The sequence below is a fragment of the Zunongwangia sp. HRR-M8 genome, assembly GCF_027594405.1.
Lineage (GTDB): Bacteria > Bacteroidota > Bacteroidia > Flavobacteriales > Flavobacteriaceae > Zunongwangia.
The window spans coordinates 3,023,077-3,042,265 of sequence record NZ_CP115161.1; the positions used below are offsets into that span (position 1 = coordinate 3,023,077).

General features: G+C 34.1%; 14 protein-coding genes. 1 reads left to right on the plus strand and 13 read right to left on the minus strand.

The features are described from left to right. Positions 1–54: 54 nt before the first annotated feature. On the minus strand, positions 55–1,686 hold the full coding sequence (locus PBT89_RS12990) for a RagB/SusD family nutrient uptake outer membrane protein (RefSeq protein ID WP_270062271.1): 1,632 nt from the start codon (positions 1,684–1,686) through the stop codon (positions 55–57). 21 nt (positions 1,687–1,707) lie between these two features. Beyond that, on the minus strand, positions 1,708–4,767 hold the full coding sequence (locus tag PBT89_RS12995) for a SusC/RagA family TonB-linked outer membrane protein (RefSeq protein ID WP_270062272.1): 3,060 nt from the start codon (positions 4,765–4,767) through the stop codon (positions 1,708–1,710). A gap of 531 nt (positions 4,768–5,298) precedes the next feature. Here PBT89_RS12995 and PBT89_RS13000 point away from each other — a divergent pair. Next, entirely contained in the window at positions 5,299–6,807 is a 1,509-nt protein-coding gene (locus PBT89_RS13000) for a S41 family peptidase (protein WP_270062273.1), read from the plus strand. A gap of 226 nt (positions 6,808–7,033) precedes the next feature. On the opposite strand, the gene PBT89_RS13005 is transcribed toward PBT89_RS13000, so the two are convergent. The 11 genes from PBT89_RS13005 to PBT89_RS13055 are packed head-to-tail and all read right to left on the minus strand — an operon-like array spanning position 7,034 to position 19,036. Continuing rightward, positions 7,034–9,400, minus strand: a complete 2,367-nt coding sequence (locus tag PBT89_RS13005) for a GumC family protein (RefSeq protein WP_270062274.1) — start codon at positions 9,398–9,400, stop codon at positions 7,034–7,036. Between the two features lie 12 nt (positions 9,401–9,412). Then, positions 9,413–10,174 (minus strand): polysaccharide biosynthesis/export family protein, encoded by a 762-nt coding sequence (locus tag PBT89_RS13010; RefSeq protein ID WP_270062275.1) that lies wholly within the window; start codon positions 10,172–10,174, stop codon positions 9,413–9,415. Between the two features lie 41 nt (positions 10,175–10,215). Further along, positions 10,216–10,995, minus strand: a complete 780-nt coding sequence (locus tag PBT89_RS13015; protein ID WP_270062276.1) for a glycosyltransferase family 2 protein — start codon at positions 10,993–10,995, stop codon at positions 10,216–10,218. 10 nt (positions 10,996–11,005) lie between these two features. Beyond that, positions 11,006–11,971: a UDP-glucuronic acid decarboxylase family protein gene (locus PBT89_RS13020; protein WP_270062277.1), complete on the minus strand. Its 966-nt coding sequence runs from the start codon at positions 11,969–11,971 to the stop codon at positions 11,006–11,008. Positions 11,972–11,988: 17 nt separating this feature from the next. After that, complete coding sequence (locus PBT89_RS13025; protein ID WP_270062278.1) at positions 11,989–12,582, minus strand: WcaF family extracellular polysaccharide biosynthesis acetyltransferase; 594 nt, start codon at positions 12,580–12,582, stop codon at positions 11,989–11,991. Beyond that, positions 12,548–13,747, minus strand: coding sequence for a glycosyltransferase (locus tag PBT89_RS13030; protein WP_270062279.1), 1,200 nt, complete (start codon positions 13,745–13,747; stop codon positions 12,548–12,550). The genes PBT89_RS13025 and PBT89_RS13030 overlap by 35 nt, the downstream gene beginning before the upstream one ends. Further along, the gene (locus tag PBT89_RS13035; RefSeq protein WP_270062280.1) at positions 13,725–14,912 is read right to left on the minus strand and encodes a glycosyltransferase; all 1,188 of its coding nucleotides are present in this window, start codon (positions 14,910–14,912) and stop codon (positions 13,725–13,727) included. Before PBT89_RS13035 ends, PBT89_RS13030 begins: the two co-directional genes overlap by 23 nt. A gap of 6 nt (positions 14,913–14,918) precedes the next feature. Continuing rightward, positions 14,919–16,235, minus strand: a complete 1,317-nt coding sequence (locus PBT89_RS13040) for a hypothetical protein (RefSeq protein WP_270062281.1) — start codon at positions 16,233–16,235, stop codon at positions 14,919–14,921. Between the two features lie 9 nt (positions 16,236–16,244). Continuing rightward, entirely contained in the window at positions 16,245–17,486 is a 1,242-nt protein-coding gene (locus PBT89_RS13045) for a glycosyltransferase family 4 protein (RefSeq protein ID WP_270062282.1), read from the minus strand. A gap of 22 nt (positions 17,487–17,508) precedes the next feature. Beyond that, positions 17,509–18,657, minus strand: coding sequence for a hypothetical protein (locus PBT89_RS13050; protein WP_270062283.1), 1,149 nt, complete (start codon positions 18,655–18,657; stop codon positions 17,509–17,511). After that, entirely contained in the window at positions 18,611–19,036 is a 426-nt protein-coding gene (locus tag PBT89_RS13055; protein WP_270062284.1) for an acyltransferase, read from the minus strand. The genes PBT89_RS13050 and PBT89_RS13055 overlap by 47 nt, the downstream gene beginning before the upstream one ends. Between the last annotated feature and the right edge of the window lie 153 nt (positions 19,037–19,189).

Here is a 19,189-nt window from a genome sequence, read left to right on the forward strand (position 1 = left end):
TTCTTTTTTTAAAATAAAAGCAGGCATTACTGCCTGCTTTTATAGATTACAATATTAGTAACCAGGATTTTGGGTTATAGAGCCTCCAGTATTATCAATCTCTGTCTGAGGGATTGGTCTTAAAAGATGTTTTTCCTGAATAGCGTTATTTAAAGCGGCATGCGGATTATGTTCTAATACACGTTCTATTAATTTGCCCGTACGTTTTAGATCCATCCAACGATTTACTTCTCCAACAAGTTCTCTTGCTCTTTCATCTAGGATCAAATCTATATCAACATCTTCAGAAGATAAAGAAGAATCCAATCCTGCTCTAGATCGTATTGTGTTTAAACGTTCTGCAGCTGTAGATTTATCGTTTAGTTGCAAATAAGCTTCTGCAGCAAATAGATAAGCTTCACCTGAACGCATTATAACCATGTCTCTTTCTCCTTGCGAAGTTTGATCTGGCTGCGTAAATGGTATCGTAGGATCATCAAACTTTCTAAACATTGGATAGTGTACTGGTGTTACGCCATCATTTTTGAAGTAAGTCCCCGGATTTATTACAGCATAAGGTACGGCATCAATTTCAGCTTGTGTCCACGCTGTTTTTGGAAAATATATAGCAGTATCTCCAACTGCAATATTAACTTCAGTATCATTTACTTCTGCTACATCTTCTTCGGTAGCGTATAAAACTCTTTTGTATGTTGCTGCTGCACGCTCATCCTCTTCAGAAAAAAGACTGTAGAAAAAGGGTGTTGGCATTGGGCCTAAACCTTTTACACTTCTGGTTAACCCCGGATAATCAAAAAATCGAAACTTATATAACATATGTTTTGAATTACCCCATCCCCTAGATACTGCATTTCCTCCAAATAGGTAGGAAAAAATCACTTCTGAATTTCTTTGATTTTCTATGCTTACCAAGCTCTGAAATGAAGAAACAAGTTGGTGATTATTAATTACAGTTTCCGCATAGGCAGCTGCCTGAGTAAAATCATTATCATCCCCAAAAGATTTGTAGCCCTTAGTAAGTAATACTTTAGACATAAAATGTCTAACGGCATCCTTGGTAAGACGACCATAAACTTCTGTACTTTCCGGAACTCCCGCCAGAGCTTCTTCAAGATCCATTAATACTTGGTTATAAACTTCTTCTTCAGTATTACGCGGGTAATCTGTAGATATATCTGTTACTGCATTCAGCACTAATGGTACGCCACCATAATTTTCTACAAGCTTAAAATAAGCCATTGCTCTAAAAAACTTAACTTCAGCAAGACCTTTTGTTTTTTCATCTTCTGGTACATCTAATATAAGCGGGGCATCATCTATTGCTAAATTAGCTGCAGCGATAACGCTATATTGGTTAGCCCAATATACACCAACCGCCCAATTGAGAGAATTGAAATTGACGTAATCATTTAGATCACTAGTCCCGGTAATAGGAGTATTACGTGTAACGATATCTGTACCTAGATCTTCTAAAGCATAATAAAGATCTGAGGTATAAACCGTAGTTGTTTCTCTCGCTCTTTCGTAAACTGAAGCTACTAATTGATTGAAAGTCTCTGGATCTGTATTTGCTGTTTCGATACTTAGAGAGGTATTATTCTCTTCTTCTAAATAGCTATCGCAGCCTATACTTACTGCTCCTAAAGATATTAGCAGTACAATCGCTTTATAGTTAAAATATCTCATTTTCAATATATTTTATAATTTTTAAAATGTAAGGTTTATCCCTGTCATATAAGTACGCGCCATAAACGCAGCACCATATTGATTTCGACCAGCATTCTCTGGATCCCATCCATCGTAATCGCTAAAAACAAAAGGATTTTGAACAGTTCCATATATGCGCAGACTTCTTACACCTATTTTTTCAAGTAAATCGCTAGGTAGCGTATATCCCAAAGTCATATATCCTACTTTTACGAAAGAAACATCCATATAATGTGCTGCACCTTGATAAATACCACCATTCCCTGGCTGATACCAATCGTTAGTTGGATTTTCTGGAGTCCAATAATCAGTTCTATAGCCGTTAAATAATCGAGAAGGTTGATCGGCATATCCCCAAGCGTAGTTACTGTGAAATACACTTCTATAAGTACTACCCTGACTGATGTTGATCAAGAACCCAAAATCAAAATTCTTGTAAGTCATATTGCTAGTGATACCACCTGTCCATTTTGGCGTTACCTGGCCTATAACTTTACGATCCTCATCAGGTGTAATTTCTCCGTCTCCGTTAACATCGGTTACTCTTACCTGCCCTGGACGTTGCCCATAAGCAGCTGCTTCTTCAACCTCATCTAATTGCCAAATTCCATCATACTCATAATCATAAACTGCTCCTATTGGTTCACCTACACGGTGAATAAGATTGGTCCCATTCACATTAAAAATGATTTCATCCAAACCTCCGTAAAGTTTATCTAAGGTATTTTTATTAGATGCAAAATTGAAGTTGGTCGTCCATCTGAAGTCTTCGCTATTAATATTGGTAGTATTTAAAGCTATTTCTATACCGCGGTTGGTAGATTCACCTACGTTATCATATGTTCCTTCATATCCAGTAACACTAGGAAGCGGAGTATAAAATATGATATCGGTATTTTTTCGTTCGTAAAGGTCTATGGAACCTGAGATTCTGTTATTCAAAAATCCAAAATCGACACCAAGATTAATCTCTGTTGTACGTTCCCAGGTTAAATCTTGGTTTGCTAGTCCAGTTAAATACGCTGTAGAAACTGAAGCGTCTCCCAAGTTAGTAGCGCTTGCTTCTAATAAAGACTGGGATGCTAGCGGAGCCAGACCACCACCAGAACCGTTATTTCCTGTTTGTCCGTAGCTCAATCTTAATTTAGCGTTAGAAAAAACATTTTGCTCTTGCATAAAATCTTCATCAATTACTTGCCATGCAAAAGCAGCAGAAGGGAAAAAGGCCCATTTATTATCGGCAGAAAGTATAGAAGAACCATCATAACGTCCTGTAACAGTAAATAAATATTTGTCAGCCAAGGTATAATTAACTCGTCCCGTATAAGATTCTAGTGTTTGTTTAGAAAAACCACTAGAATAATCTATAATATCTAATCCAGCTCCTAAATTATAAAAGGTATACTCGTCTGTAGTAAAATTACGTACCTGGTTGTAATAACCTTCAGATCGTTCCATAAAACGCGAAGCCACACCAGTAAACTTAAGCGCATGTATACCAGTTTCAAAATCATAATTTAATATATTATCCCAAGAATAAGAGAAATAGTTTGAATTATCTACCTGGGCTCTTCTATTCGCTACGTTCCCACTACTACTTTTTGTATATCGTCCGCGGTATTCACCATAACGCTGATATTTAATATTTGGGGAAAATTTAGTAGTTAAACTTAGATTTTCTATAGGTTCAATTTTTAAGGCAATATCCCCTATATATTGAAGGAAGCGTGTTTCTCTCGTTTCGTTTTTAACATCGAATAAAGGATTTGTTATCTGTGTTTCTTTTTCAATTGGTTTAAAACGAAGAGAACCATCTTCATTGTAAGGTCTTCCTATTGGTTTTAAACGATATGCACTTCTAAACGCCTCATTACTTCCTTCATTTTGTTTTGCTGAAGTTAAGTAATTGCTCAAACTTATATTTAACCAATCTGTAAGATCACTATTTAAACTAGCCCGAACATTATACCGGTTGAAGTCTTCTCCGTCAAAATTCCCCTCGTCCAGCGTATAAGCCAAACCGGCCGAATAAGTTGTTTTTTCTGTACCTCCACTTAAGTTAATAGTGTGATTAGTTTGTAATCCCTTTTTAAGTAATAGATCTACATAATCTGTACTTACACCATCACTTATATTCTGACGTTCTTCAGGATCTAGATAATCTGATATATCTACATCATCACGACGTGTACTTAAGTCACCCTCCTTACTTGCAAAAACTTGTCCTACCGCTACGTCTCTCAATAGCTCAACATACCCCGGACCATCGTAAACCGGAGGCAAATTATAGGCTTCTCTAAAGCCTACATATCCACTATAGTCAATCTTTAACTCTCCGTTTTTCCCTCTTTTAGTTTCAATTAAAACGACTCCGTTACTACCTCTAGAACCATATATTGCTGTAGCTGAAGCATCTTTTAGAATATCCATACTACTTATATCCGCAGGATTTAAAAAAGAAATATCATCTACAAATATTCCATCTACAATAAATAATGGATTTTGGCCTGGATTAAATCCTCCGCCACTTGCGGTTTCATTAGAATTTATAGTACTAGCTCCTCTTATTCGAATATTAAAACCACCAGATCCTGGTTTATTATCTGTTCGTTGAACCACCACACCCGGTGCTTGACCTTGCAATGCAGATACCGCATCTACTTTATTAGCTTTTTCAATATCTTTAGCGCCGACTGATGCTACAGATCCCGTTAAATCCTTTCTCTTTACGGTACCATAACCAATAACAACTACTTCTTCTAGCTCTGCACTATCTTCTTCTAATTGTACATTTATTGTTTCCTGCCCTGTGTATTTAACTTGAGAAGACTTATAACCCAAGAAACTAAAAGTTAAGATATCGTTTTCGTAAACTTCTATAGAAAAATTACCGTCAAAATCAGTAACCGCACCTACAGTTGTTCCCTCGCGAATAACATTTACTCCGGGAATAGGAATATCATTAGCATCTGTAACAATACCTGTTACCGTCTCCTGCGCAATTCCAGGAGTAGCAATACCAAGTAATATGACAATTAATAATAGTTTAAGTTTTTCCATTATCATTTATTTAGTTAATTGTTAACATTAATTAAGTAATTCAAGAGGTAAAATTACCCACGTATTGCTTGCAACTAATGGACAAAATGATCAAAAACATAGAAAATAGCACTAAACTATAACGTTGTAAATATTAATCAAAAATCGAAAAAAGCATGTATATTGCAGAACATAAAAAACTTATTTACAAATACTTATTAAAATATTTGACAAAAAAATCCATATTCAAGGCAATTATATCCATGCAGTAAAAACCGCTTAAAGAAATATAAATCTATATCTCGTCAACTAAAACCTACTAATAGAATTATTAAGTATTCATTCTTAATATAAATTCGTTTCCTTAAAAAGAAATTATAGTAATACTCTTGAAAAATTCATCACAATAATTATATATTTCTTGAAAAATCTTTTTTTCAGCATCTACAACTAAAAGACAACCAAAGTATTAGTTTTAACGTATATAATTGTATAGAAGATAAAATGATGGCACAATTACTGATAATTTTAAAAATATTAAGAGTTAACTCTATGAAAAAATACTTTTTAATAATATGGTTCCTAGGAAGCATATTTGCATTTAATGCTTGTTCTAGCGACGATATTGAAGAAGATCTGGTTGAAATAAAAGATAAAAACGAAAATCCCGAACCAGAAGTCGATGATGGGGATGTTATAGATGAAGAGATAAATACTGATCTTCAAATAAAAAGTTTTATTTATCGCGGCCTAAATGATGTGTACTTATACAAATCTGATGTTGCAGAACTTGATGATGATTTTTTTCAAAATGATGAAGAAGAAAAGAATTTTTTAAACAACTTTAATTCTCCTGAAGGACTTTTTAACTCATTACTATCTAATCAGGATAGATTTAGTTACATAGTCGATGATTATCAGGAACTGGAAGATCAATTCGATGGGATTAGTGGTGCTACAGGTATAGACTTTGGTCTAGGGCGAATAACTGGAACTAACAATCTTTTTGGATTTATAAGATACATCTTACCCGGCACTTCAGCCGAAAAAGCCGGTCTTGAACGTGGTACTATTTTTACCGAAGTTGACGGAATTGCACTAACTGAAGCTAATTACTTTAATTTACTTTCAAGAAAAACGTTTACTATCGATATAGCCTATGTAGAAAATGGAGCACTCCAGCTAACAGATGAGACTGCAACCCTATCTGACGATCCCTATACAATGAATCCCGTTTTTATAACTAAAGTATTAGAGATTGAAAATCGCAAGATTGGCTATCTAATGTATAATAGTTTTATAGCGAATTTTGATGAAGAGTTAAATGCAGCTTTTGGAGAATTAAAAACAAAAGGAGTCACAGACTTAATATTAGATCTTCGTTACAATGGTGGTGGATCTGTAAATACGGCAACCGCTTTAGCAAGTATGATTACCGGCCAGTTTGAAGGAAAGGTATTTGCAAAGGAAAGATGGAATGAGGATTACCAGAACTACTACGAAAATTTTGCACCGCAGCGATTGATTAATGAATTTGACACACAATTAAATTCTGGAGAGAGCATTAATAGTTTAAATCTAAATGAAGTGTATATTCTCACCACAGGATCTACAGCTTCAGCTAGCGAATTAATTATAAATGGCTTAAGTCCGCATATTAATGTAGTTCAAATTGGTGGACAAACAACTGGTAAATTTCAGGCTTCTATCACACTTTACGACAGTCCTAGCTTTGGTAAAGAAAACCGAAGTGAAGAGCATACTTACGCCATGCAGCCTTTAGTTTTAAAAATGGCTAATGCTGATGGATATACCGATTTTGTTGATGGCCTTACTCCAGACATTTTTATAGAAGAAGAGCTAGGTAATTTAGGAGTTTTAGGCGATCCTGAAGAACCATTTCTTGCAAGAGCAATTGATGAGATACTTGAGCGAACAAGTGTACGGTCTAAAAGATTTTCTACTAACAGTTTTAATTTTAAACAAATTGGGGAAAGTGGTATGATGAAACCCAACTATCAAAAAATGTATATAGATAAGATTCCTGAAATTAGGGAATAAATAAAAAAGCCCCTTCAGTTGGTACTAAGTACTTTCCTAAGGGGCTAACATCGCTAGCAGCAAAATTTTTAAAATGGATAAAATATCTAACGCTCAAACTTTTGAAACTTAACTCTCGATAACAGTCATTGTAAAATGCTTATTTTATTTTTTCTAAGCAATTCTCAAAACCGCATTTTATATTATTTAAAGCTGAAATTGAGCTAAAATATAACTCTATATTTTGTCATGAAATCATATTAGCCGTTTCCTTTTTAATTTCAGGTGTTACCTTTCTTCTTTTTTCTCCGTAACCATATCCATACTTGTTGCCGTATCTTAAATTAGCAAATTGGACACAATTTAATACACAACAGGTATTCTTTAACGTACCATCATTGGCATCCTGAATAAAATCTAAACTTTCTTTCTTTGTACTACCTGCCTTTATTAGGTATAAAGTAAGATCTGAAAATTCACTAAGAATAGCTGTATCTGCTACCAACATTAAAGGAGCGGTATCTACTAGAATAAAATCATATGTAGCTCGAATGTGATCAAAAAGCGTTCGTAATTTGTCCTCTCTTAATATTTCAACCGGATTATGAGGAATGCTTCCCGAGTAGATTATATCTAGATCTTGATGAAAACTTGATTTTCTTACAATTTCATCAACGGTCGCATTATCTGAAAGGTATTCACTTAATCCAATAAAATTTTTAGGATCATCTGTATATCTTTGTAACTGTGGATTCCTTAAATCTGCTCCAATTATTAAAACGCGCTTTTTACTATTAGCAAGGGTAATCCCAAGATTTATGGTAGTGAAAGTTTTTCCTTCTCCTTTAGATGAAGATGTTAGAAGAATCACTTTTGAGTTTTGATTATCAAATGTCTTTTTTAAGTAGGCATTTAAATTTGTCATTAAAATCCTAAAAGATTCCGCTAATACAGATCTATCTTTGCGCTGTATCAAAAAATTCTTTCTTAACCTTCCCAAAGTTGGAATTTCAGCAATTAACGGAATTTCAGCAGACAAATACTCTTGTAAATCTTGTTTACTTCTAACCTTTCCATCTAACGTCTGAGAAGCAAAAATAATCGAAAAAGGCACTAGCAAACCTAATAAAATTGATCCCAAAAAAATACTTCTAGGATTGGGAGCTACAGGAATGCCCGTGCTATAAGCTTCGTCTACAACTTTTGCTTTGGGTTCGGTTACGGCTAAAGCTAATGTATTTTCTTCCCTTTTTTGTAATAAGTATAAATATAAAGATTCCTTTATTTTCTGCTGTCTTTCTATACCTCTATTTTGCTTCTCCTGAAGAGGAATTTCTGAAATCTTAGAATTAATATTATATGATTGTCTTCGTAAATCATGTAAAGAAATTTGAAGACTGGATCTAGACTGCTTTAAAGATTGAATTATATTATATTTAATCTGAACTATATTATCATTAATCCTTTTTACCATAGGATTTTTTTCCGTAGAACTGTTTAATAATCTGTTGCGGTCTAGAATTGATGTATTATATTCTGAAATTTGTTGATTTACAGCATTAGCTTCAAGTCCTAGATTTGCAGGAATTAAATCATCATTATCGGTGGAAGCTAAAAATTGTAAAATAGTATTAACTAATTCTAGCTGAGTTCCTATTTCTTGCTTTCGTTTACTGTACTCACTTGCATTTTGCACAAACATTTCAGACTCCGATGATAAATCGGTTAGACGATTCTCTTTCTTAAATTCTACTTTTCCCGTTTCTACTGAATCTAATTCGGTATTGATAATCATTAAACGCTCATTTATAAAACTTGCCGTGTTTTCAGCAATTAAATTTTTATCTTCAATAGCATCCTTATTATATTCTAAAATGAGTTGATCTAAAACATGTTTGGCTCTGTTTGGAACGGCATCTGCAAGTTCAAACTTTATCACGTTCGAGCTATTTTCACCTTGCATTAGTGCTACTTTATTCCCGTAGTTAGCGGCTACAGACTCCATTGAATTGAAATTTACATTTACCGGTAAATTCAGTCCACCAGATTTTGGATTCGTAAGAATAATCTTTGAAAAACCAATATCGATAGGCTCGTTACTCTTTACTCTATATTCTTTTAAGTCTTTACGATCTAAAATTTCAAATTCATCATTCCCTAAATAAGTAATGCTAAATTGATTGGAATATTTATTGAGTTTTTTAGGATCATATGTCAACATTTTCACTGTAAACGGTTTATCATCATATAATTCTATAGTGCGAAACCTACCCTCAATAGCATATGAAATATTTAAGTGAAGCGCCTTAACCACTTTCTTCATTAAGTGTCTTGATTTTAAAATAGAAACTTCACTCTCTATCTTTTGCGATCCTAGTCCAAATAAACTAGCATCGTTAATTCCATAGGCTGCTTCAGAATTTCCTTGTGAAGCATCATTTTTTATAATAATGCTTGCTGTTGCCTTATAGATCGGCGTAGAATATTTTAAATAAAAATATGCGCCACTCAAAGTAATAATTAAAGCTAGTATAAACCAATACCAAAATTTGGTGTATTTTTTTATTTCAGAACCAATTCTTTTCTGGTGATTACTCTTAATATTGTTATTCATAATGACCAAAATTTAATTATTAGTTATCAAAACAATTGTTGAAATAATTACGGAAGCTAATGATAGATAGCTGGAAGCCGTACCCAGAAAACTAGCTGACTGTCTTCTTGCACCCACGGGTTCTACATATACAATATCATTTTGCTGAAGGTAATAATAAGGTGAACTTACTACATCAGCATCACGCAAATCCACATACTTTCTTACCTGTTTCCCTTTAATTTGCCTTGCTACTAGGACATTTTTTCGTTTACCATAAATCGTCATATCGCCGGCTAATCCTAACGCTTGTGGCAGGGTAATATGATCATCTTCAATAACAAATGTACCAGGACTATTTACTTCTCCTAAAACACTTATTTTAAAATTAAGAATACGCACATTTACGATGGCATCTTTAACATAGTCGCTGATTTTAGTTTTAATTCGTTCGGCTAGTTCGATATTTGTCAAGTTCGTGACTTTAATTTCACCAACCACAGGAAAAATTATATTTCCTTCATGAGAGACCAAGTAGGTTTCTAATTCAATATTTCCTGGGATTCCGGTTTGTCCTGCAGATTTAATCAAGTTAAACGGAATTGCCGCATCCGGTTCTTCCGTAGATACCCGTATCGTCAAGACATCATCGGGTTTAATTTTTACGTTATTTTCTAGGTCTAAATTTTGCTCACCTTCTCCTTGCAAATACGCAATTTTTCTGCGTGAAACACAGGAAGAAAAAGAAAGCATAACTGTTACCAATAAAATAAATGAATTTGCTGCTAGTTTCATTACTATTTATTTAAAGGTTAATTATGTTTTGATTCCTAATTTTAGAACCAACGATATAAATTTTTGGAGTCTACCATTCTAGGAATAAGATGGTGTGGGATCTTTCTACCTATTTTAAACATAAGTGTTAAATACCCTGCGAGTTTATGATATTTAATAATCTTAATATCTTCAGATGATTTTTTTTTCTGTAAAGCCAGAGTTGTACTTTTCCCTCCTAACCTCATTTTTACTATCCAGTCCTTTAGATAAAATTTTTCAATTTGCTGATTTTTAAACCATCTCAAAGATATATCGTAATCACCGGCTATAGAGTAATTTTTATTGTATAAGCCATATTCTTCATATATCTTTCTCTTCACATAAATTGTAGGATGTAATGGAATCCATCCAAAAAGTAAATGAGTATTCTTAAAAGGATTAGAAGGATAGATTCTTTTAATTACATCTGGGTTTTCTTTGCTCACAAATACGCCTTTCCCGTATACTAGATCACTACCAGAAACTTCAAAAGCTTTTGCTATTTTTTCGATAGTTTTTTCAGAATGAAAAAAATCATCAGAATTTAAAATACCAACTACATCGCCGGTTGCACGTTCTATACCTTTATTATAAGCATCAAAAATTCCCGAGTCAGATTCTGATATATAACAATCAATACGGCTTAGGTAAGGCTTAATTTTTTCCTGAGTACCATCTGTCGAGTTCCCATCAATTATTATATACTCTATATTATGATAGGTTTGGTTTAATACTGATTCTATACATTCTGTTATGGTATCCTCATTGTTGTATACCACTGTTATTATTGAAATTTTCATAATATACTATTTATTGGATCATATTTAAATTTGGTTGATGGTTTAATACCTGTTCAAAATAAGTTATGGTTTTAATCAACCCTTCCTTCAATTGAATTTTAGGTTCCCAGCCATTTAGGTTTTTATTAGCTAATGAAATATTTGGTTTTCTTTGTTTTGGATCATCTTTAGGAAGTGCTCTAAAACTCAACTTTGAAGATGACCCTGTAATTTCTATGATAGCTTCTGCTAACTCTAACATGGTAAACTCATAAGGATTTCCAATATTCACAGGACCTGTAAATCCCCTTTGGGTATTCATCATTCTCACCATTCCTTCTACTAAATCGTCCACATATTGAAAAGATCTAGTTTGACTACCATCACCAAAGATGGTTAAATTTTCACCTTTCAAAGCCTGAACAATAAAATTAGAGACTACTCTACCATCGCTTGGATTCATATTAGGACCATAGGTATTGAAAATCCGGACAATCTTAATATCTATATTATGTTGGTTAAAATAATCCATAAACAAAGTCTCTGCGCATCGCTTACCTTCATCATAACAGGATCGCGGCCCAATAGTATTAACATTACCCCAATATTCCTCGGGTTGTGGATGTACTTCTGGATCTCCATATACTTCACTAGTACTGGCCTGCAATATTTTTGCTCTTACTCTTTTGGCTAACCCCAAAGTATTTATAGCTCCCATAACAGATGTTTTCATGGTTTTAATGGGATTATATTGATAATGCACCGGGGAGGCAGGACAAGCCAGGTTATAAATTTCATCTACCTCAGCCATAAATGGCTCTGTAACATCGTGCCTTACGATTTCAAAATATGGATGATGCATTAGATCAACAATATTTTGCTTACTACCAGTAAAATAATTATCCAAACAGATAACTTCATTACCTTCATTTAATAATTTTTCGCATAAATGCGATCCGATAAAACCGGCTCCGCCAGTAACTAAAATTCTTTTCATATCTTAAAATTTGACTTTTAAATTTGATTTAATATATCTTGATTCCATCGTGGTTTTTCGAAATCAAAATTTGATTTTCTGCAAACTATATTTGGTTCAATATTCGAGGTTATAGTGGATCCTGCGGTTATCACAGCATCTGTACCTATTACTACATTTGGGCCTATAAAACTACAAGCTCCAATCCAACAACCATTATTTAAAGTAATTGGTCCATTTCGGTAAGGCATTGAAGGTTTTCTATAATCATGGTTGCCCCCACACAAATAGGACCGTTGTGAAATACATACATTATCGCCTATTATTAACTTTTCAAAATTGAGCAAACAACTCTCTTCGCCGATCCAAACGTGATCACCTATTTCTAATTTCCAGGGAAAATGAATATTCACTCTCGGTTTTAAAGTAATATTGGTGCCAACTTGAGCTCCAAAAGCTCTTAATAGGAAAACTTTTAAACTTGAAGGGTAAGGAAAAGCGGATAGAAAAATGGTAATTTTAATAAAATACCAAATTATTTCTTTGAATTTACTAGCGCCTCTATCCAAACCTAATTTTGCATCGAAATCCGCAAGTCTAACCCTCGACTGAATATTCGAAGTATTTTTCATTCATAGAATTATTTAGTTCTATAATTTTATTTGCTATAGATTGATACTGAAATAATTCTTTAAAGCATTTTTCAGCATTATATGTCATCATTTCTTTATTTTTATTCGAAATTATCATCCATTTGGAAAGCAAATTCAAAACTCCTTCAAGGTTATCTTCTTCTACCAATCCTGCTTCAAAAGCAACTATTTCGTTATGAATATTCACCTGATTTGAAATCAAAACTGGCTTACGACAAGCAAGAGCTTCTACCGTTGCGATACCAAAATTTTCTTGATGACTTGGCAATATAAAGGCTTCACAAGCATAAAACGCACCCCATTTTAAATCGCCAGTTAGCATGCCTGGAAAAATAAAATAAGACTTCAATTCTGGTCTGGTCTTAATTAGATTGATGATTTCTAATCCGAAATCAGAATTGATTCCCGGTCCTGCAATGACTAATTTTGGCATTTGTATGTTGTCCAGTAATTGTAAAAAGGCTTTAACAAGTAAATCGAGTCCCTTTTTTCTATTTATTCGGCCTAGAAAAAGTAAAAAATCATCAGAATTAGTTAGTCCTGTTTTATCGTAAAACGCATTAACCATTGAGGTTGTACACCTCGGAGGTGCCTTTATACCTAATCCAATAACTTTTTCAATTTTAGGCTTATAGGGTTTAAACGGTAATTTTGCGAGATCTAATTCTGTTTTGCAAGTAAATAATAGCGCATCGCAACCATTTATCACATGCCTTTCAATGATTTGCCAATAAATTTTATTTCTAATTGCTTTTAACTTTCTATCTGGAGCATTTTGAAAATAAGGATCTAACATCCCGTGAGGCATTACAAATACTACTGGTTTTTCACCATTTCTTTCTTTTAATGCTTTATAAGTTGCAAAACTGTAATATTGCCATAAGCCATGTATAATCACTGTATCGTAATTCCCAAGATTACATATTAACCATGGTAATAGTTTTTTGGAATATTGCCATGGATTTTCTGCAGGACCAAAAGCCAAAATTTTAAAATCATCTTGAAACCTCATTTTTGGGTCGTCTACTGAAACAACATCACTTTCAACATTTCTATGTTTTAAAGATTCTATAATCATCCTTATGGCCTGGCATACGCCTCCAGCTTTGGGATCCATGCGATCAACAATGTGAAGTATTCTCATGATTTTCTAAATAGTAAGATTGGTATAAAACTTCTATCGAATCCAAGGCCATTTCACTATCAAATCGCTTAGCATTTTCGATACCTTTTGAAATTATTTCTTTTCGATCTTCTGAACTTAAAGAAATAACTTTTTGGATTACCTGTGCTCCTTCTTCGAGCCATCCAATTTCTTCTTTATCCTTGAATGATCGCTTTGCTATGTAAAAAGCGACTTCGCCACCAACTTCGGTCATAGGTGCTTCTCCAGTCGTTATTACAGGACAACCTGATGCCATTGCTTCAGCAATTGGCCAACCAAATCCCTCAGCATAAGATGGAAATAAAAGAACCGTAGCTGCCGCATACAATTGCTTAACCATCTTATCTTCAACATCATTAAAAAACAATATATCTTTCGAAAAAAAAGATTTTTCAGCTAAAAAAGATTGTTCCTCCGTTGGTTTTGGGCCAACCATTACTAGGGGTAAACTATGATCATAATTAGTACGCCAGTAATCGTATAATTTAATTACACCTACTCTATTCTTATACCATTCGTTATTCCCTATGTGGAAAATAAAACCATCTGATAAATTCAGATTTAATAATTTGCTTAAATAATATCTAATTTCATTAACCGAATTAGTTGGATTAAAATCCTGATTCAAACCATTATAAACTACTTTAGTTGCAGAGTTTTCAATAGGAACTATTTCATGTAGATCCTTTCTAGTTGTTTCAGAAACAGCTATAAAATTTCTGGCTTTAGTAAATCCATTTTTAATAATTGCCTGGTATACTTTACCTAATCTACCAACTTTAAAACCTTCGATCCCGTCCTTTACTGCTTTTTGAGCTATAAAATCATGACAATGAACTACGTGCTTACGATCTTTCAAAAAATTCATCCATGGTCCCAGAGCATGATCGGTTAATACATGCAAGCCTTCATCCTTTTTTCTTATTTTTTTTTTAGCCTGTAAAGGAAAAATCAGTAATTGGTCTATATATCCCAAGTACTTTTTTAGAGTAGCTTTTTTTGATAAACCCGCGAATACTGCAGAAGGATACCAAATTTCTACATCGTGTCCACGTTTAGCCATTCCTTTTGCCAACATCTGGGTAAATCTGGGCATACTTTGATGCCCCAAAAAATTGGGGTGTGAATAAAATATGAGTTTCATTTGATATTATTTTTTAGAATTAATAGCAGCCATAATGAATCCTCCTACCAAAACTCCAAATCCTAATGCTGTAGGTTGAGCCCATTGCCCCTGAGGGATTATTAAAAGCCCAATACTTAAAAGCATCCAGGCTAAGGGTTGGCCTAAAACTAATTTAGCGTATGCTTTTAAAGTCATGGAAACGCATAAACCTAATCGAATAAAAATAACTGCCAGACCAAACAAAATTCCCATTTCACCAACCAAACGTCCCCATTCCTCTTCTGCAATTAAAAAAGTAGTTTCACCAGTAAGCATCATACTACCAGCATTGGTTCCTAATCCTAAACCATAACCAAAAAATGGTAAATTTTGTGAAGTAGAATGCTCTATTGCACCTAAAAGCCCGCCTAAATAGCGATCGAGTAAAGTACCTTCAATCCCACCTTCAAATTTACTGGCTGATTCTATTCTAGTAGAAAACACTTCTGTACTTTTTTGAAAAACTTCTGTAGTTGCAATTAGGCTAAGTGCTATAACTAAAAGTAATGCGGTTGCTACTATCCTTCCTGAAAATTTTCGGTTGATTATTCCTGTCATGCAGGCAAAAAAGAAAGCGATTACAACCTGAAATAACAGTGTTCTACTTATTGAAAGTGGAATTGCGATAAACAAAGAAATTGCAGCAAAAATTAATAACCATATATTTATTTTGTTGCGCTCTAAAAAGAAATAAAATATAAATGCTGCCAATACCGCATAAAACATTGTATTTCCAGTAGTAAAAGAAAACGTGCCCGGCGGACGAAAATATCCCATAGCACCACTAAATCCTGCGCCTTCCATATCGCCACCAACACCTCGGTTTACCCAGGCAGATTGTGGACTATAAAACTGTAATGCTATTAGAATTGTCATGGGAATTGAAAGCCAGAGCATTACTTTGCCAACTTTTACAACATCACTGGTTGTAAAAACCTCACCGATGATAAAGATAAGCGGGAAATGTAAAATCAAAATTCTGGCGCCATACAAGGCTACAAACATATTGCCATGGCCGGTCAAAAACGTAGTGGTTAATGATAGTAACGCAGTAAATACCATTGAAACCAAAAATGACGAATAAGGTATTATATCTCTCTTCCAGGCTGCATAAATTAACCAAATAGCTATTGGGTCTCTTACAATCAATAAAGGAGCGGATAGCGAAGGAAGCACCCACTTACGTAGAGCACCTTCAAATAACAATAGGATGAAATATAACCAAACTCCCTTTTTAAGAACCAAATTATCTGAATATACAACTTCTCTACTCTTGGCTATACTAATCGATAAATTGTTCATTGTTAGTAGTTAAAAGTGATCTCTCATTGCCTGCGCTAGTTCTTCTCCGTATTTTTTCCAAGGCCTATTATATGCAGATTCTAATGCGTTTTTTCCTACCTGCGCAATAATTTCTTTGTTTTCCAGGATTTCTTCAACACAATTTTTTAAACTCAATGTAGAACCCGCCTTCATTAACCAGCCATTTTCTCCGTGTTCAATCAAATCTGGGCCGGCAGTTCTTTCAGTAGTTATTACTGGTGTGCCCTGAGACATCGCTTCCGTTATTACCATCCCAAAACCTTCAAATAAAGAAGGAAACAAAAGTACATCGTGCTCTTTCATAAGTTCAAGAACTTTTGCATGAGGGATACTAGAAATCCAATGATGTCTTTTTACGGCTGAGTTTAAAGCTTCACAATCTTGCGTTGGCTTTTGCCCTACAATTGTAAGACTTACATGATTTTTTAAAGCATCGGCTACCTTAACAACATCACCAATACCTTTTCGCTGCTCTAATCTTCCAACAAAAAGCAGCTTCAACTTATTTCTTCTTGTAATATTAGAGTAATTACGTTTGGTAGTAGGGTTTGGGAAGCCATATGGAACAACTTGTACATTATTTAGGATACCATCGAAATCTACCAAGCTATTTTTTGTAAAAGTACTTGCTACAAAGATTTTATCTGCCAACTGTAATTCTCTGTCTTTTTTAGAAAGTTTAGTAGGCGAATCTTGTAAACCAGTGAGTGTAGGCACCCATTCAGGGGATCGTTCGTATTCTTGTTCTAATAACTTCCTAGCATGTTTCCAATAACCTATGGGCAGATCGTAAAAACAGGTAAGACCTAGTTTTTTAGCTTCTAAGAAAGTATTAAGCGCTCCATCTTCGTAAGCATACACTCCCTTTGCCCCGTTCAGCTTTGCCTTCTTAAGTCTTGACTTCGTTTTAAAATCGATATCTCTATACACAGAATCTACAGAAAAAATTCCTGTTTCATGTTTAACCAAAGATTGTAAACCAAACTTACCGGAAACAATCCGCCCCGTTTCTCGCCAGGGAGAACATTTTGTAAATGGCTGTAAATTAGAAACAAAACTTCTTCTTTTTATTTCTGAAAATGTTTTTACATTAGAAAGTTTATCTAAGAAGCTTCCTGGAAATGCCGCTAAAGAGGTATTAAATTCCTGCAACATATTTCTATCTAACAAACCGTCTAAAGCCCAACGATTAAACTGATTACTATTTGGATGCGAAACAATTATTTTCATAATATTAATTTTGTGGTTAAAATTACGCAAGAGCAATTTGCTGTTTTTCTACGCTACTTATCGTATCAAGAAACATTTCGGCAGTTAAGTGTACTCCGCTGTAGGTCTTTTTTCTTTGAAATTTAATTTCCTGTTTATCCCATGGAATATCCAAGCTAATTTCATCTGTCATTTTTGAAGCATTAAACGAAATTCCCGAAAAGCTTTCATTCTTTCCTGCTAATATTACGGGCAGCCCATGTTCTTTATAAGCAGCCACAACCCCACTTTTTCCTAAAATTTCTGGTGGAGTAAGAGCTAAGCCGGCATCTGCATATTGTAGTAATGCCGAAATTTGCATCTTATCGAGCTCTCCAAAAGAAAAAATTTTCAAATTAGGTTTTAAATTTTCGAATTCCTTTATAAGATTTTGAGCATTATCTTGATCTGATCTACCTGCGATTAATAAACATATATCCCTTTCTTCCATCCACTTTAGAAATTCTCTTTTTTTCCAAGCGAAAGGTATCCGTCCAAAAAGCACGATTTTGATAGATTTTTCAGAAATTACAAAACTCTTTTTATTGAAAAGATCTGGTATAGAGCTCGATGCGTTTTCAAGAAAAGGGATATTACTAAAAAGTGGTAAAACTTTATTTCCTATACCATTTTTACTTAATAAATCGCTAAATGCCTTGTTGCTGGTAAAAACTTTAACTGGAGCTATGCCATTTATAAGCTGCTTTATAATAACCTGTTGAAAATATCCAATTATCTTATGGCTAAACGAATCTTCTTTTGACCGTCCTATCCATGGTTCATGCATCATTATACTTACCTGATGAAATTTTAATATTTCCACTAAAAATTTATGGGCAATAATTGGTAATCCTTTTTTATGATAAGCATAGATAACGTATTGAAAACTTACATGATCAGGACTAACGGTCTCGCATATGTTTTTCAATTTTCTATATTTTAGCTGCCAGTTTATTTGTGCCGGAATCCTACAAATTTGTATATCCTCTCTATTTTCTTCTCTAAAAACTTTCACAAATACATCGTTTACACTTACTAAAACAACTCTCACTCCTAACAGTTTAACCGCTTTAGCCAAATTGAAAGAATAATCGCCTATACCATCCTTAGAAGGTTCCAGACAGCCGCATGTGATTATTAAGGTTTTCATCATTTCTATTACTAATTTTTTTAGCGGGAATACCGCCCCATATTTCCATTGAAGGTATAGATGTGGTAACCACAGATCCTGCCGCAACGATAGCGCCGCATCCAATTGTAACCCCTTTCAATACCACTACATTAACACCCAGCCAAACATCGTCTTCAATTTTTATAGCACCTATATCTGGGGGCTGTAATCTAATTTTTTGATTTGTTAAATGATATCCATGATTGTGATCTATAAATTTACAGCCAGATGCAATAAGTACGTCTTTGCCTATATTTATATGATCACAAATATTAAATTCTGAATTTGATCCAATATAAACATTGTCTTCAATAACTATAGAAGGCCCTGGACGCCATGTCCCATCATATCTAAAATTCACATGGTCTTCACAAATACAATTTTCCCCTATACTAACTTGGTGTGGCCAAGTGAAATAAGCTTTTTTTATTACACTCTTAGATCCTATTTTCAAACCCGCCAAGACAGCCGGGAGTATACATATCTTAGCCCGCCAAAAGTGATAATAAATTGA